At 66.2% G+C, this 15,453-nt stretch carries 15 protein-coding genes; 2 read left to right on the forward strand and 13 right to left on the reverse strand.

Translation table 11 applies throughout. The features are described 5' to 3' along the window. Positions 1-65 precede the first annotated feature (65 nt). From RIA72_RS13475 to RIA72_RS13490, 4 genes are all read right to left on the reverse strand, one after another. Positions 66-1,208, reverse strand: coding sequence for a phage major capsid protein (locus RIA72_RS13475; RefSeq protein WP_350032572.1), 1,143 nt, complete (start codon positions 1,206-1,208; stop codon positions 66-68). 71 nt (positions 1,209-1,279) lie between these two features. Beyond that, positions 1,280-1,750, reverse strand: coding sequence for an HK97 family phage prohead protease (locus tag RIA72_RS13480; protein ID WP_350032573.1), 471 nt, complete (start codon positions 1,748-1,750; stop codon positions 1,280-1,282). Then, the gene (locus tag RIA72_RS13485; RefSeq protein WP_350032825.1) at positions 1,747-2,064 is read right to left on the reverse strand and encodes a DUF6127 family protein; all 318 of its coding nucleotides are present in this window, start codon (positions 2,062-2,064) and stop codon (positions 1,747-1,749) included. Before RIA72_RS13485 ends, RIA72_RS13480 begins: the two co-directional genes overlap by 4 nt. 96 nt (positions 2,065-2,160) lie before the next feature. Beyond that, positions 2,161-3,267, reverse strand: a complete 1,107-nt coding sequence (locus tag RIA72_RS13490) for a phage portal protein (RefSeq protein ID WP_350032574.1) — start codon at positions 3,265-3,267, stop codon at positions 2,161-2,163. A gap of 318 nt (positions 3,268-3,585) precedes the next feature. Between RIA72_RS13490 and RIA72_RS13495 the strand changes: the two genes are divergently transcribed. After that, on the forward strand, positions 3,586-3,888 hold the full coding sequence (locus RIA72_RS13495; protein WP_350032575.1) for a hypothetical protein: 303 nt from the start codon (positions 3,586-3,588) through the stop codon (positions 3,886-3,888). Between the two features lie 143 nt (positions 3,889-4,031). Here the strand turns inward: RIA72_RS13495 and RIA72_RS13500 are convergent, their stop codons facing one another. The 3 genes from RIA72_RS13500 to pip all read right to left on the reverse strand — a co-directional run bounded on the left by RIA72_RS13500 (position 4,032) and on the right by pip (position 7,053). Beyond that, the gene (locus RIA72_RS13500) at positions 4,032-5,342 is read right to left on the reverse strand and encodes a DNA-packaging protein (protein ID WP_350032576.1); all 1,311 of its coding nucleotides are present in this window, start codon (positions 5,340-5,342) and stop codon (positions 4,032-4,034) included. After that, positions 5,339-5,836 carry a hypothetical protein gene (locus RIA72_RS13505; protein WP_350032577.1) on the reverse strand — a complete coding sequence of 166 codons (498 nt, stop codon included), beginning with the start codon at positions 5,834-5,836 and terminating at the stop codon, positions 5,339-5,341. The genes RIA72_RS13500 and RIA72_RS13505 overlap by 4 nt, the downstream gene beginning before the upstream one ends. Positions 5,837-5,964: 128 nt before the next feature. Beyond that, positions 5,965-7,053 carry a prolyl aminopeptidase gene (pip, locus tag RIA72_RS13510; protein ID WP_350032578.1) on the reverse strand — a complete coding sequence of 363 codons (1,089 nt, stop codon included), beginning with the start codon at positions 7,051-7,053 and terminating at the stop codon, positions 5,965-5,967. Positions 7,054-7,214: 161 nt separating this feature from the next. On the opposite strand from pip, the gene RIA72_RS13515 reads away from it, so the two are divergent. Then, complete coding sequence (locus tag RIA72_RS13515; RefSeq protein WP_350032579.1) at positions 7,215-9,377, forward strand: S9 family peptidase; 2,163 nt, start codon at positions 7,215-7,217, stop codon at positions 9,375-9,377. A 20-nt stretch (positions 9,378-9,397) separates the two neighbouring features. On the opposite strand, the gene RIA72_RS13520 is transcribed toward RIA72_RS13515, so the two are convergent. From RIA72_RS13520 to secB, 6 genes are all read right to left on the reverse strand, one after another. After that, positions 9,398-10,438 carry a rod shape-determining protein gene (locus tag RIA72_RS13520; protein ID WP_350032580.1) on the reverse strand — a complete coding sequence of 347 codons (1,041 nt, stop codon included), beginning with the start codon at positions 10,436-10,438 and terminating at the stop codon, positions 9,398-9,400. A gap of 170 nt (positions 10,439-10,608) precedes the next feature. Next, complete coding sequence (locus RIA72_RS13525; protein WP_350032581.1) at positions 10,609-11,097, reverse strand: hypothetical protein; 489 nt, start codon at positions 11,095-11,097, stop codon at positions 10,609-10,611. Positions 11,098-11,226: 129 nt separating this feature from the next. Further along, a complete protein-coding gene (locus RIA72_RS13530; protein ID WP_350032582.1) occupies positions 11,227-11,913 on the reverse strand; it encodes a DUF4136 domain-containing protein in 687 nt (228 codons plus the stop codon). Between the two features lie 155 nt (positions 11,914-12,068). Next, entirely contained in the window at positions 12,069-13,076 is a 1,008-nt protein-coding gene (gene trpS / locus RIA72_RS13535) for a tryptophan--tRNA ligase (RefSeq protein WP_350032583.1), read from the reverse strand. 14 nt (positions 13,077-13,090) lie between these two features. Next, positions 13,091-14,668 carry a murein biosynthesis integral membrane protein MurJ gene (gene murJ, locus RIA72_RS13540; RefSeq protein WP_350032584.1) on the reverse strand — a complete coding sequence of 526 codons (1,578 nt, stop codon included), beginning with the start codon at positions 14,666-14,668 and terminating at the stop codon, positions 13,091-13,093. A 27-nt stretch (positions 14,669-14,695) separates the two neighbouring features. After that, positions 14,696-15,214: a protein-export chaperone SecB gene (gene secB, locus RIA72_RS13545; protein ID WP_350032585.1), complete on the reverse strand. Its 519-nt coding sequence runs from the start codon at positions 15,212-15,214 to the stop codon at positions 14,696-14,698. Positions 15,215-15,453 lie beyond the last annotated feature (239 nt).

Consider the following 15,453-nt stretch of genomic DNA (forward strand, 5'->3'; position numbering starts at 1 on the left):
GCCCGGCTCCGTCCCGAAAGGGTTGGACGGGCCGGGCGCCCTCGCACGCCTGCGCTGCCTTGGGGTCAGCTGGCGGCGAATTTCATCAGCTTGATGGCGTTCGAATCGATGATCGCACCGCCGACCCTTTTGGTTGCATAGAAATGCACAAAGGGCTTGTTGCTGAACGGATCGCGCAGGATGCGCGTTTCGCCGCGGTCGGCGATCAGATAACCGGCGCGAAAATTGCCGAAGGCGATCGACAGGCTGTTCGCCCCCACATCGGGCATATCCTCGGCCTCGACCACCGGGTAGCCGAGCAGGCTGGCCGCCTGCCCTTCGACCATCCCCGGTTGCCAGATAAAGGCGCCGTCGCTCGTCTTGAACTTGCGGATACGCGCGAGTGTGTCGCTGTTCATCACCCAGCACGCGCCCTGCCGGTACGGCGCCTTCAGCGCATGGACCAGCTCGACCAGCTTGTCCTGCGGGTTCGACGCCGGAAACGCGCCGGCAGTCCCCGTTGCCAGATGTTGCAGCGTCCCGAACGCCCGCGCGCCGTCGCCCTCATTCGTCGTCGCATAGGTGAGGAAACCCTTGGGCCGGTTGGTCCCGTTGCCGGTCACAAAGGCACTGCCTTCGGCAACGGCGAACTCGCGGCCGACCTCGTCCGCCAGCCAGTCCTCGACATTGAACATCGCGTCGTCGAGCATCGCCTGGCTCGCCGCCGGATTTGCGTACAGCTCGCCCGACGGCGGCGCGATCTCCGCAAAGCTGCGCGTCGCCGTCTCGGGCCGCGCCGCGGTTTCGCCGACCCAGCCCGCGCCCATGGCCCCCGTCGCGATCAGCTTGCGGTATCCGCTCGTTCCCGTCTGCACGACCGTCGCGATTCCGCGGATCGGCGACAGCGCCTTCAGCGTCGCGGCGATGCTCCCGTCGATCTCGCGCGGCACGGCAAAACCGCCCTCACCGCCCGATGCCCCCGACAGGCTCTTCATCTCCACCCCGGCATCGATCCCGCGCCGCAGATAACGCTCGACAAAGGCATCGCGCGCCGGATCGGCGGCCTTCGCCCCGTCGAGCGGCAGTCGCGCCGCCGCGACCGCCTGTGCGTCGACCTGGCGCTTGAGCGCCGCGACCGACGCTTTCAATTCGTCGACCGCCTCGGCCGCCAATACCGCGTCGAACGCGCCGTCCAGCGCATCGGCCTTCACTTCCATATCCACGTCCATGCCTGTCACTCCTTCGATTAATCCCGTCGCCCCCGCGAAGGCGGGGGCCGCTGGCGTTCTTGCGCTGCCCGTCATGCGGCCCCCGCCTTCGCGGGGGCGACGAGCTGTTTTTCTACCGCAATCACGCGCGCCAGCGGCTGCATCGGCACCGCCACCAGACTCACCTCCGCCAGATCGAGCGCCAGCAACTCGCGCGGATGCCCCCCGCGCGCCGCGCGCACCCGATAGCCAAAGCTCAATCCCGTCAGCGCCCCGCGCGCGACCAGCGCCGCCGCCGTCGGATGCGTCACCCGCGCGACGACGCGCAGCCCGTGCCGATCCTCCGCCAGCGCCTCGATCACGCCGACCACCGCCCCCGGCCGATGCTGCCAAAGCAAGGGCACCGTGCGCTGTTCGCGCAAACTCGCGGAAAACGCGCCCGCGCGCACAACGTCGCCGCCGCGATCGACCCGGTCGAACACCGCGGCATAGCCCGCGAACCGAATCTCCTCTCCCGCTTGCGGGAGGGGTCGGGGGAGGGCCTGTCCGCCAACCGCCTTCACTTCAGCAACCCCGGCAGCCCCAGCTTCACCGCCAGCCCGACCACCAGCAGCGCCAGCACCCCGCGCACCGCCCAGTCGATCGCCGCTTTCCACGCGCTCGTCTTGGCGTCGCGCCACGCGCTAAGCAGTTGCCGGAGGTCGGCGACATCGGCACGCGCCGCCTCGTCGGCGAGCCCCAGCCGCGCCAGCGCCCGCCGCGCACCCAGCTCGCTCGCTTCCTCGACCACGGCGCGCAGCACCGCGGCGTCGCCCGCGGCAGACGCGCTCGTTCCCGCCAGCGCGATCAGCCGCGCCAGCGCCTCTTCCTCGTCCATGTTGATCTCCAATGTTCGTCATCCCGGACTTGATCCGGGATCCACAGCAGCGCCGAAGTCATGGACCCCGGATCGAGTCCGGGGTGACGAGGCCGGTTACGCGACTCCGAGCAACGCCTTCTTCTCGTCCGCGGTCAGCCAATCGGCCGCCGACACCTCGTGCCACAACGCCATCCGGTCCTCGGCCAGCGCCGGCACCTTGTCCAAATCCACCCGCAGCTCGGCGCCCGCGAACCACCCGCGCAGCCCCTGCGCCACCGCGCTCAAAATCTTGCCGACCAGCGGCAACACCGTCAGCCGCCACAGCGCGCGATTGGCCTCGCGATAATTGGCATAGGTCGCATCGCCGGGCAGCCCGAGCAGCATCGGCGGCACGCCGAACGCCATCGCAATCTCGCGCGCGCTCGAATCCTTCAGCGCCAGGAAATCCATCTCCGCCGGGCTCAGGCTCAATGCCTGCCACTTCAATCCACCCTCCAGCAGCAACGGCCGCCCCGCATTCGCGCTCCCCGAAAAGCTCTCGGCGAGTTCCTCGCGCAGCCGTTCGACCTGCTCGACGGACAAAGGCATCCCCTTGTCGCCCGGATCGTGCACCAGCGCCCCCGACGGCCGCGCCGCATTTTCCAGCAGCGCCGCGTTCCACCGCGCCGCGGCATTATGCGCCGCGATCGCTCCCGCCGCGGCACCCAGGCATCCTGCGCCATAATGATCGTCCAATGGATGCAGCGCCTTTATATGCACCACCGCTACGCGCCCGGTGCCATCCTCGGCGGGCAACACCATGGCCGACCCGCCCGCCTTGTACCGATAGGCGACTGGCCACCCCCGGCTGTCCGCCTCCACCGTCACCCGATCGGGGCGCAGCGCGAACAGCTCGGCCGGCGCCGCCGCGCCATCGGTCAAAATCTGCACATAACCATTGCCATGCAGCAGCAGCTGCGCCGCGAGCGTCTCCACCAGCCCCTGCCCGCCCGACGTCGCACCGACCAGCGCCACCAGCGCCGGATCGCTCGCCATGATCGGCGCCGACCCCGCCGCCTCCGCCACGAGCCGCACCGCGCGCTGCGCGATCGCATTGGACAGATAGCCCTCGCGCACCTGCGCCTCCCAGCTCAAGGGCGCGGGCGCCGACCAGCTCCCATATACGCGCGACAATTGGGGCCGCGCAGGATGCTGCGCGGCCTTCCGGCCGAACCAGTTCATGATGATCTCCCTCTGTCACGCCAAGGCCGGCATCAAGCAATTGTAATTAAATTACGCGATTACTAGCCGGGCGCCGGTCAATACTGTTGCCGAGGGGCAACACCTGGTAAAGAAAGAGTAAAGATTTCGGTCAATGCCTACTGCGCAAAAAATGCGACACCATATGTCCGACGACCAATGAGTGGGGGTCAGGGTGCAACCTGACCCCCCTCAAGCCACCAAGCGAAGCAGTCGCCGGTGGGCCGAGTAGACAGTTGGGGGCTTAGCCCAAAACATTCGAACGTCAAGGCGATTGCACTAACCCCAAAATGGGAAAGGATGGCCATGATTGGCAATCTAGCAATTGCAGCGTTGAAATCAGGTGTCTGCCTTGAACTTCGGTATGACGGATTCTCGCGGGTGGTCGAGGTTCACGCCGTCGGCATATCGACCGCCGGAAATCCGTGTATGCGGGTTTATCAAGTGAGCGGCGGGAGTGTCAGCAACGAGCCCGTCGGTTGGAAAATGATGACCATGGACAAGGCTTTCTCCATGCATCTCACGGAACAGGAGAGCCTTGCTCCACGCCAAGGCTACTCTCCCGGGGACAAAGGCATGAGCACCATCTTCGCTCAGCTCTAACCCTTCACAATTGCAGGGGCCGTTGGGTGATTCCGGTTCATTGTGAACCGCGCAGTCTGACCAATGGCCCCGCATAATCTTTTCTCCCGTCCTAATCGAAGATGTAGCACATCACACATTATGCGGGAATCCGCATATTTTGATCAAACCACTCGCACCCCCACAACCCGTCCCCTTTGCATTCCCTCCAGCAGCGCCGCCAGCGCCCACACGCACGCATCCGCCCGATCCGGCGAACGCCCCGGTCCGGCATAGCCGCCGCCCGTCTGCAACCCGCAAAGCTGGTCCTCCAGCTGCGCGAACGCCCCCGCATGGACCACTTGCCCACGCTCATAGGCGAGCGCTACCGGTTCGGCGCGCCGCGCCTTGCCGGCGCTCGCGTGCACCGGCACGACCGGCAGTGTCATGTCGGCCTGGTGCAGCACCGCCGCGACCATCTCGCCGCCCATATTGCTTTCGGCCACGATGCGCTCGGCGCCCCAGCGCGCCGCCGCGCTTGCCACCGCCTGCGCCCACATGGCAGGCGCCGGCCGTTCGACGCTCGCATCCTCGACCACTGCCAGCCGCCCGTCGCGCAATTGCATCGCCACCACGATCCCGCACGCATCGCCGCCGCTCGTCGCCGGCGGATCGACCCCGATCACGACGCGCACCGGCTTGCCGATGCTGCCCGGTTCGACCCGGCACCCCTCGATCCGCGCGCGCGGCCACAGCGCCCCCTCGACATCGTCCAGCAATTCGCCGTCCAGCTCCTGCCGCCCCAGCCGCGTGCCGCCGTAAAGCGCGTCCATCGTCGCCAGCCACTGCGGCGACAGGTTAAGCCGGTTGGTTTCCGTGCGCCCGCGCGTCGTCGCGACCCCCTTTTCCCGTATCAGCCGCCGTACCAGCGGCACGCCGCGCGGCGTCGTCGTCGCCACCACCTGCGGCCGCGCGCCGACCCGCATGGTCAGCATCAGATTATCCCACGCCGCCGCCCCCTGCGGCCATTTGGCGATCTCGTCGCACCACGCCGCCTCATGCTGCGGGCCACGCAGACTGTCGGGTTCGGCGGCCGAATAGAGCGTCGCCACCGCGCCGTTCGGCCAGGTCAACCGGCGCAGGCTGCTTTCATAATCGGGGCGCAGATCGTCGGGCGCGATCGCCAATAGCCCGCTTTCGCCCTCGACCATCACCTGCCGCGCCTCGAGCAGCGACGCCGCGACCAGCGCGATCTTCGCGCCGGGCGTCCCCTCTGCATAGGCGCGCACCCACTCGGCGCCGGTGCGCGTCTTGCCGAACCCGCGCCCCGCCAGCAGCAGCCACACGTGCCAGTCGCCATCCGGCGGGCATTGGTCCGCGCGCCGCCACCACGACCAATCGGTCAGCAACCGCGCGCATTTCTTGTCCGACAGCGCCTTCAACCAGCGATCGAGCTCCGCCCGTTTCCGGTCGGTGCAGTCGGCCGCGTGCTTCATCCGCCCGCGTCCCGATCGGCGAAGTCCCCCGCCTCGGCCGCGGCCCGGTCCTGCATGGCATAAAGCTTGGCGGTCAGCCGCGCCTTGGCGCTCCCCTGCGCCGCCGCCACGCCGCCGGGCAGCTTCGCCCCGCGCACCGCCGCGCGATGCGCCGCGAGCAACGAAAGGCCGAGCCGATATTTCTGCGCCCGCGATTTCAGCGTCGCATCCTTCACATTGCCGGTCGGCGGAATCAGCGCCTCGGCCAGCAGTTCGGCTTCGAGCCGGGCGAACCCCTCGCACAGTGCCTCGTGCCAGCGCGCCGCAAAGCCCGAATTGCGTCGCCGCTCGCGATACATGGCATCGCTGCCGATGCCCGCCTTGCGCGCCGACGCAGCGACGTTCGACGATTCGGCGAGTGCCTCCAGAAAAACGTCCATCTGCGCACGGTCGGGACGCGCCCTGGCGGGCGCTTTCGACGTGTCGCCGTCCCCGGCCTTCCCGATCCGTCCCATCGCCGCCTCCCCAAAAAGCGGATCGGGCCGCACACCTCCAAAAGGCGCCGGCCCGACTCGCAATTCTTCATGATGTGACACTTGTGCCATATCAGCGTGACGATGTCAATGGAAAATAACCTATATGGTTATTTCATTCTCTCCAACCCATCCATCACTGCGGTCAGCGCCAGCGCATTCTCGCGTTCCATCGCGCTATGCCCCGCGTTGGTGACGACATAGGACACCGGCTCCGCGCCCGCGGCGCGCAGCGCGGCGACCAGCCGCGACGCCTGCGTCAGCGGGCACACTTCGTCGAACCGGCCGTGGACGATATGGATGGGGATCGACGCCAGCACATCGATATGGTCGAAAAAATGCCCCGCGGGCAGGAACAGGTCGTTCGCGAAATAATGCGCCTCGATCTGCGCGAAGCAGAGCGCGAAATCGGCCTCGCCGAACTTGCCCGTGTCGGCCGTCTCGGGGATCATGTTCGAAATCACCCCTTCCCAAAGGGACCAGGTGAGCGCGGCGTTCAGCTGCCGCTCCTTCTCCGCCGCATTACTCGGCACCATGTCGAAAATCGCCTTGTACGACGCCATCACATCGCGCCGCTCGTCGGCGTTCAGTACCGAGAGCAGCGCCGCCCACTCGTCGGGATATTTGATATAGGCGCCGGGCGCGGTCAGCCCGAAGGGATCCTCCTCCCACGTCGCGGCATTGCCCTGATACAAATACAGCAGATCCTCCGCCGCGCCCAGAAAGATACCGCGCAGGATCAGGCTGGCGCAATGCGCGGGGTGCTGGATCGCATAGGCCATGGCGAGCGTGCTGCCCCAGCTGCCGCCAAAGACGTGCATCGGCCCCGCAATCTCCAGATGATCGCGCAATTTCTCGACGTCGCCGATCAGGTCGGCGGTGGTGTTTTTCGCCAGCGCGACCGCCGGGCCCGCCGAGGCGACATTGGGCTCGCTCTTGCCGCACCCGCGCTGGTCGAACAGGATCACGCGGTATCGCCTGGGGTCGAAGAATCGCGCCATCACCGGCGCGCACGCACCGCCGGGGCCGCCGTGCAGGAACATCACCGGCTCGCCCGCGGGATTGCCATATTCCTCCCAGTAAATGCGATGCGCGGGGTCGCGGTCGACCTCCAGCCACCCGAAGTTCAGGCAGGCGGGCTGCGGATAGACCCAGTCCTCGCCAATCTTGCTCGACGCCTGAAGCCGCGAAAAATCCATGTCCATAATCCCATCCGCTCCCCAGTAAGCCCCTCCCCTGAAGGAGAGGGGCTTGTTTCCGCTCGACCCGCAAAACTCCAAATCCTTGAACCATCGGGTAGTTGACCGCCCGCCCCCGAATGTCCAGACCCTGCACTTCGGAAAAAATGGGGAAGCACTTCATGCGCAAACTGGCTTTGTTCGGGACCACCATTCTTGCCTTCGCGGCGCAGCCGCTCTGGGCGCAGCAGGAAGAAACTCCGGCGCAGCAGCAGCCCGCATCCGACACTCCTGTGGCCCCCGCCCCCATGCCCGCCGCCGCGATGGGCAGCGCACGCACCGGCCCCGAGCGCCGCTTTACCGGCGCCGACCTCTTCGATCTCACGCTCGCCGCCGATCCGCAGATCAGCCCCGATGGGCGCCGTATCGCCTATGTCCGCCGCGCGAACGACATCATGACCGACCGCGCGGTCAGCTCGATCTGGCTGATCGACGCCGCGACGGGGCGCGAAACTCCGCTCGCCGGACAGGATGGTTCGGCCTTTTCGCCGCGCTGGTCGCCCGACGGTTCGCGCCTTGCCTATGTATCGGCCGCGGGGGGCAGCGCGCAGCTCTGGGTGCGCTGGGTCGATGGCGGCGAAGCGGTGCGGCTTACCGGCCTGCCGACCAGCCCGTCGAGCCTCGCCTGGGCGCCCGACGGCCGCTCGATCGCCTATACGATGCTGGTGAAGGACGAGGGCGCAAAGCTCGGCAGCGCGCCCGCGAACAAGCCCGAGGGGGCGAAATGGGCCGAACCGCTCGACATCCGCACGCTCCTCACCTACCGCGCCGACGGACAGGGGTATGTCGAGCCGGGGTTCGAAAAAATCTTCCTCATCCCCGCGACCGGCGGCGCGCCGCGCCAGCTCAGCTTCGGCCCGTATCACGACGGCGGCCCATTGAGCTGGTCGCGCGACGGGCGCACGCTCTATTTCAGCGCCAACCGGCAGGCGGACTGGGAAACCGACCCCCTCGAAAGCGAGGTGCACGCGCTCGACGTCGCGAGCGGTACAATTACCGCGCTCACCAGCCGCAACGGCCCCGACGCCAATCCGCTCGTGTCGCCCGACGGCCGGCTCATCGCCTTTTTGGGCTTCGACGACGCAAAGCGCGCGTATGAACAGACCGAAGTTTACGTCATGAATCGCGACGGATCGGGCCGCCGTCCTATTGCCGCCAACTGGGATTACAGCGTCGATGCCGTGCAATGGGCGGCCGACAGCCGCAGCCTCTATGTCCAGTATGACGATCATGGCGAAACCAAGGTCGCGCGCATCACCCTCGACGGATCGGTGCGCACGGTTGCCACGGGATTGTCGGGCGGCAGCCTCGACCGCCCCTACAGCGGCGGCAGCTTCACCGTCGCCGACAATGGCGCGATCGCCTTCACCGGCGGCACCGCGACCCGCCCGGCCGAGGTGCATTTGGTACGCGGCGGCGATCCGCGTATCCTGACCGACCTCAACCGCTCTTTACGCGAAGTCAAATCGCTGGGTCAGGTGCGCAAGATCACGGCAGCATCCAGCCACGACGGCCTGCCGATCGAAGGCTGGCTGACCTTGCCGCCGGGCTATGTCGAGGGGCAGCGGGTGCCGCTGATCCTCGAAATCCATGGCGGGCCCTTCACCGCCTATGGCCCGCATTTTTCGACCGATAACCAGCTCTATGCCGCCGCGGGCTATGCGGTGCTTTCGGCGAACCCACGCGGCTCGACCAGCTATGGCGAGGCGTTCGCGCAACAGATCGACAAGGCCTATCCGGGCAATGATTATTTCGACCTCATCTCGATCGTCGACCATGCGATCGCGCTCGGCATCGCCGACCCCGACGCGCTGTTCGTCACCGGCGGGTCGGGCGGCGGCGTCCTCACCAGCTGGATCGTCGGCAAGACGAACCGCTTCAAGGCCGCGGCGACGCAGAAACCCGTGATCAACTGGCAGACGCAGGCGCTCACTGCCGACGGCCCCGCCTTTTTCGGCCCCTATTGGCTGGGCGCGCAGCCCTGGGAAAAACCCGAACTCTACTGGTCGCTCTCACCCCTGTCGCTCGTCGGCAATGTCGAAACCCCGACGCTCGTGGTTGTGGGGGGCGAGGATTACCGCACCCCGGTCAGCGAATCCGAACAATATTACACCGCGCTCCGCCTCCGCGGCGTGCCCACCATGCTCGTCAAGGTGCCCGGCGCCAGCCACGGCAGCATCGCCGCGCGCCCGTCGCAATCGGCCGCAAAGGCCGCCGCGATCCTCGCCTGGTTCGACAAATATAGGAAAGGCTGGACGCGCCCCGCGGCGGCCGACGCCGACTAGGGCTGCGACCGCATCGCGCGTCACGCGGCGATCAGCACCCCATGATAGGTGCGGTCCTCGAACGCGCGCCCGGCCCCCATCGCGACGCAGATCAGCGCGTCGTCGGCGACCGCCACCGGCAGTCCCGTCGCGCGCGCGATCGCATCGTCCATCCGGCGCAGCAATGCTCCGCCGCCCGTCAGGGTGATCCCTTCGTCGATGATGTCGGCCGACAGTTCGGGTGGTGTCTGCTCCAGTGCGGCGCGCACCGCGCCCACAATCTGTCCGACGGGCTCCGCGAGCGCCTCGGCGATTTCGGCTTCGGTGACTTGCACTTCCGAAGGGCGGCCCGTCACCAGGTCGCGGCCCTTCACGCCCATCACCATGCCGTCGCCCTCCGGCGCCGTCGCACAACCGATCGTCAGCTTGACGCGCTCGGCCGTCATTTCACCCACCATCAGATTATGCTTGCGACGGATGAAGGACGAAATCATCTCGTCCATCTTGTCGCCGCCGACGCGCACCGAATTGCTGTACGCGATGCCGCTCAGCGACAGCACCGCCACTTCGGTCGTGCCGCCGCCGATGTCGACAACCATCGCGCCACGCGGTTCGGCGACCTGCAAACCCGCGCCGATGGCCGCGGCCAGCGATTCCTCGATCAGTTGCACCGACGCGGCGCCGGCGTTGCTCGCCGCGTCGCGGATCGCGCGCCGTTCGACCATCGTGGACCCCGATGGAACGCAGATGACGACATGGCTGCGCTGCGCGAAACGACTCGCGCCGCCCTGTGCCTTGTCCATAAAATGCTTCAGCATCTGTTCGGCGACGTCGATGTCGGCGATGACGCCGTCGCGCAACGGGCGAATCGCCTCGATGTTGCTGGGGGTCTTGCCCATCATCAGCTTCGCTTCGTCGCCGACGACCTTGACCCGGCGCACCCCGTCTCGCGTTTCCAGCGCAACGACCGACGGCTCGTTCAGCACGATGCCGCGGTCCCGCGCATAGACCACGGTATTCACGGTCCCCAGATCGATGGCCATATTGTGCGCGGCCGACGCAAAGCGATTGAGAAAATTCATATAGGGGGCAAAAGCCTTCGGAACCAAGCGGAAGATCAGGCGCAGCCGGGCCTTCGGCGCCCGCAACGTCTGTCGCAAATTCGACTGCGTAAAAGGTGCGCGCGCGTCAACGAAACGCCTCGCCAATACTGCCAGAACGGTGGTTTCTCAGGTTCGACCGTGGATGCCGTTCAAATTTCGCGATCGGCCGCGCCGGGGACGAGGAATTTCAGCCCCTGCAACCGCACCACCCGATCGTCCTCGCAAACGGGCGCGGCGATCAGCCGCATCCAGCGGCGCGGTGCCTGCGCGGGGCAGATTTCGACGTCGATGGTAAAGCCGCGCCGGTGACGGATCGCATGGCGGCGCAGGGCTTCCATCGCCGCACGCGACCTTTCGACATACAGCGCGACCGCTTCATCGCGGCGCACCTCTGCCCCGCGCGGAATGCCGAAAATGTCGTGGACCTCGTCCGACCAGCGCAGCCGGTTGTTATCGGTGAGATCGCATTCCCATTCGCCGACGCGAACGCGCACATCGGCAAGGTGCGCCGCCACATCGGCAGCGTCCGGAATCGGATCGATCGCCCCGATCCCGTGCAATTGCCCAAGCTCGAAAAAGCGGTCGCGCTCATAAAGCGGCCAGCTATGATGAACGGGTAAGGGGTAGGTCGGCTTCAACTGGCATCTTCCGCTGTTCGCGACGATAGCCGTTGGCGCTTAACGATGGATGATCCAGCTTTCCAGCCAATTAAAAATGGGCCCGCCTTCCCCTGGAAAGGCAGGCCCCTGTTCCGTCAGCGGGTGCGATCAGCCCTTTTCGGGCGGAGCGACCGTGATCCGCACCCGCTCGCCCGAATTTCCTGGAAAGCCCGTGAACATCGCCTCGACCAGATTCGGCACGAGCGTCTGAAGGTTGCTGTCGCGCGACTGCGCCTCGGCGCGGCCCTCGAACAGCCGCGAACCATCGGACGCGCGATTGATCTGCAGGGTCAGCCCGCTCGTATAGACGGTATAGCTGCTGACATCATTATAGCCCCAGCCAGGTCCGAAACCGCCCCACAGAAAGGGGTCGCGGTATCCATAGACATAGCGGCGACCGCCCGGCCCGCGCACGATGACGGGACGATAATAGCCCGGTCCCCAGCCGCGATACCAGGGATCGCCGAACCCGGGGCTCGACACAACCTTTTCGCGGCCCTTGTCGACGCCATAGTCCATCCGCACCAGCAAATCTGGGCTCTCGCCCGGCGAAACCGGGCGATAACCGAAACGGGTCAGCTCGCCGGCGACGAGATTGGCATATTGGCCAAATTCGATTCCGCCCTCAAGCGCGGGGTTGCTCGCCTCGACCGCAAAGGTCTGGCCCTGCGGCGCGGGAAGCTGCGACTGGAAGCGCGCGACGTCGGCCTTGAACGGGGTTGCACAGCCGGCAAGCGCCAGCGCCGCGCCCGTCATCGCGGCCAAGCTTAAACGCCGGATATTGATCTTGCTCATCGTCTTGGCTCCGTAATTCGGATGCGCGATCAACTCGCGCACTCATAGCATAGACTATGCCGATGCGACTTAACCTTGGTTGAACCCGGTTCGTCGCATCTTTGTTCCCCGACGATATGGCGCGCAGGCTCCGATCCGCAAGCCCGCCCGGCCGGTCAGCGGCAGAGCCCCAGCGCGGCATAGGCCGCATCGAGCGTTGGCTTCGCAAGCGCCCGCGCCTTTTCGGCGCCCTTGTCGAGAATCGCATCGAGCGCGGCTTCATCGTCCTTCAGCGCGATGTAACGCGCGTTGATCGGCCCCAGCTTTTCGATCAGCAATTCGCCGAGCGCGGGTTTGAACGCCCCGAAACCCTGCCCCGCATGGTCGCGGAGCACCGCCTCGACGCTCGTGTCGGCGAGAGCGGCATAGATGCCCACAAGGTTGCGCGCCTCGGGGCGGTTCTCCAGCCCCTCCACGTCGGACGGCAGCACCTCGGGATCGGTCTTTGCCTTGCGCACCTTCTGCATCATTGTGTCGGCATCGTCGGTCAGGTTGATGCGGCTCATGTCCGACGGGTCGGATTTCGACATTTTGGCGCTGCCGTCGCGCAGACTCATGATCCGCGCCAGTCCGGCCGGAATGATCGGCTCGGGCAAGGTGAAGACCGGCGCCTCCTCGCTCGCATAATCATTGTTGAATTTCTGCGCCACGTCGCGCGCAAGCTCCAGATGCTGCTTCTGATCCTCGCCCACGGGAACGTGCGTGGTCTGGTACAAAAGCACGTCAGCGGCCTGCAGCACCGGATATGTGTAGAGCGCAGCCGACGCGCTTTCGCGGTTCTTGCCCGACTTGTCCTTGAATTGCGTCATGCGGTTGAGCCAGCCGAGCCGCGCGGTGCCGTTCAACAGCCATTGCAGCTCGGCGTGCGCGGGAACGCGGGCCTGGTTGAACAGAATCGAACGATCGGTGTCGATCCCGCACGCGACCAGCGCCGCGGTCATCGCGCGCGTATTGGCGGTCAGTTCGGCGGGAACATGCGGCATCGAGATCGCATGGAGGTCGGCAAGGAAATAGAGCTTCTCACCCGCCATTTCGTCCTGCATCCGCACCCAGTTGCGGATCGCGCCCAGATAATTGCCAAGGTGCAAATTTCCGGTGGGCTGAATGCCCGAAAGCGTCCGCATGTTCGTCGTCCTGTTCAGAGTGTGCGCCGGCGCAACTGGCCGAGCGTGTCGCGATTGACCACGCCGAGGAGGAAGGCGCAACCAAAGAATGTCACTGCGCCCGCAGCGACGAGCGCGGCAAGCGCGGCGATGCGCTCGAACACCCCCGCAGTAAAGGCTCCGCCCGCGAGCGGCAGCGTGAAATGGAGGACCATCGCCATGGCCGCGGCGGCCAGAAGGATCCGCACGATCCGTCCCGCGACGCGGCCGGTCAGGCGGAACAGCCCCTTGTTGTGCAGGATCGTATAGAGCAGCGCGACGTTGCACCACGCCGCGATCGACCCCGCAACCGCGAGCCCGACGATGCCGAAGCGCGGGATCAGCAGCAGGTTGAGCGCGACGTTGATCAGCAACGACCCCGCGGCCGTCCACACCGGGGTGCGCGTATCCTTGCGCGCAAAGAAATTGGGAACGAGCACCTTGACGAGCACATAGGCGGGCAGCCCGACGACGAGGCCGGCGACGACCGCCCCGGTCGCCAGCCCATCGGCGACGCTATACTGTCCCCCGACATAAAAGGCGCTCGTGATCGCCGGACCGGCGACGAACAGCGCGACCGCCGCGGGGACGGTCAGCAGCATCGCAAGCTCGATCGCATTGCTCTGGAGCCGGGCGGCGCCATCGCGGTCTTCCTGCGCGACGAAGCGCGACAGCGCGGGCAGGATCGCGGTGCCGAGCGCAATGCCGATGATGCCGAGCGGCAGCTGGTTCAGCCGGTCGGCCATCGCCAGATAGGTGATGCTCTTGTCGGGCAGGGTCGCGATAAAGAACAGGTCGATGAAGCGACTGATCTGATAGACGCCGGCCCCGAACACTGCGGGCAGGATCAGCACCCCCATCTCGCGCACATCGGCCGAAAGGCGCGGGCGGCGCAGCGTCGGCCGGAACCCCGAACGCCGCACCCAGAAAAACAGCCAGCCCAGCTGGAACAGCCCCGAAAGCGACACCGCGATGGCAAGATAGAGCCCCGTCGCGGCCTTCGCTGCCTCGCCGCCGTCGCCGGTGAACAGGCCGAGCAGCAGCGCGCCGATCAGACAGAGGTTGAGGAGGATCGGCGCCGCCGCCGCCGCCGCGAAACGCGACAGGCTGTTGAGGATCGCCGCAAACAGCGTCGCGACGCTCATGAACGCCAGATAGGGAAAGGCGATGCGCGCCATCGTCACTGCCAGATCGAAACGCGCGCGGTCGGCTTGCAGCGCATCGCTTGCGAACAGCCCCATCACCCACGGCATCACGACCAGCATCAGGCCCGAAAAGACGATAAGGATTGGGATCAGCACCGACAGGACCGCGTCGGCAAAGGCGCGCGCTTCGCTTGTCCCGCCGTCCTTGGCCATCCGCTGGTTGAACAGCGGCACAAAGGCGGCGGCGAAGGCGCCCTCGGCGAACAGGCGGCGAAAGATGTTGGGAAGCTGAAAGGCGAGCTGCCACGCATCGGCGACGCCGCCCGCGCCGAGGATACGGCTGAGCAGCATATCGCGCGCGAAGCCGAAGATGCGGCTCACCATCGTCAGCCCGCCGATCGTCCCGACGCTTTTGACGAGGCTGCTCAAGCCCTCAGCTCGCCCCCGTTATGGCTCTCAGGCCTGGCCGACGGGCGCGGCCTGCCCGGCCGCTTCGGCCTGCGCCGCCTGGGCCTGCTGCATGAACAGGCCGTGAAAATCGATCGGTTCGAGCAGCAGCGGCGGAAAACCGCCATCCTGGACGGCATCGGCAACGACGCGGCGCGCGAAGGGAAACAGGATGCGCGGCGCTTCGGCGAGGAAAAAGGGCTGAAGCTGGTCGTCGGGGACGTTGCGCACGCCGAACAGTCCCGCATATTTCAGCTCGATCACAAAGCTGGTACCGCTGTCGCTTTTCGACGTGATGTCGATCTTCAGCGTCACTTCGTACAGATTCTCGCCGACACTATCGGCGGCAATGTTGAACTGGACATCGACGTTCGGGGCTTCCTGCCACTGATAGACGGCGGGGGCGTTCGGATTTTCGAACGACATGTCCTTCACATATTGCGAAATCAGGCCGATCGCCGGGCTTGTGTCTTCGCCATTGGGTTGCAGGGCGGGGTTGTTGATATCGGCGCTCGTCTCGTCGGCCATGATAGGATGCTTTCGCTTAAAAAATGAACGATATGTCGGGGCCGCGGGTCGTGTCGGAACCGCGGCGGACGGTTGCCGCGGCGCTTAGCAGCGGCAGGCCGCCAGCACAATGGGGCGCCATGTCGATGTGTCCGCGCCGCCGAATCGTTGACGCGCCGCGCGCCAGCGACCATGGCGATTTGAAACCTGGCCGCGTATCGCCTATATATTCCGGGATATGTTGCCTTTGCTCGCATTGG

It is taken from the genome of Sphingopyxis sp., from assembly GCF_040216815.1.
Lineage (GTDB): Bacteria > Pseudomonadota > Alphaproteobacteria > Sphingomonadales > Sphingomonadaceae > Sphingopyxis.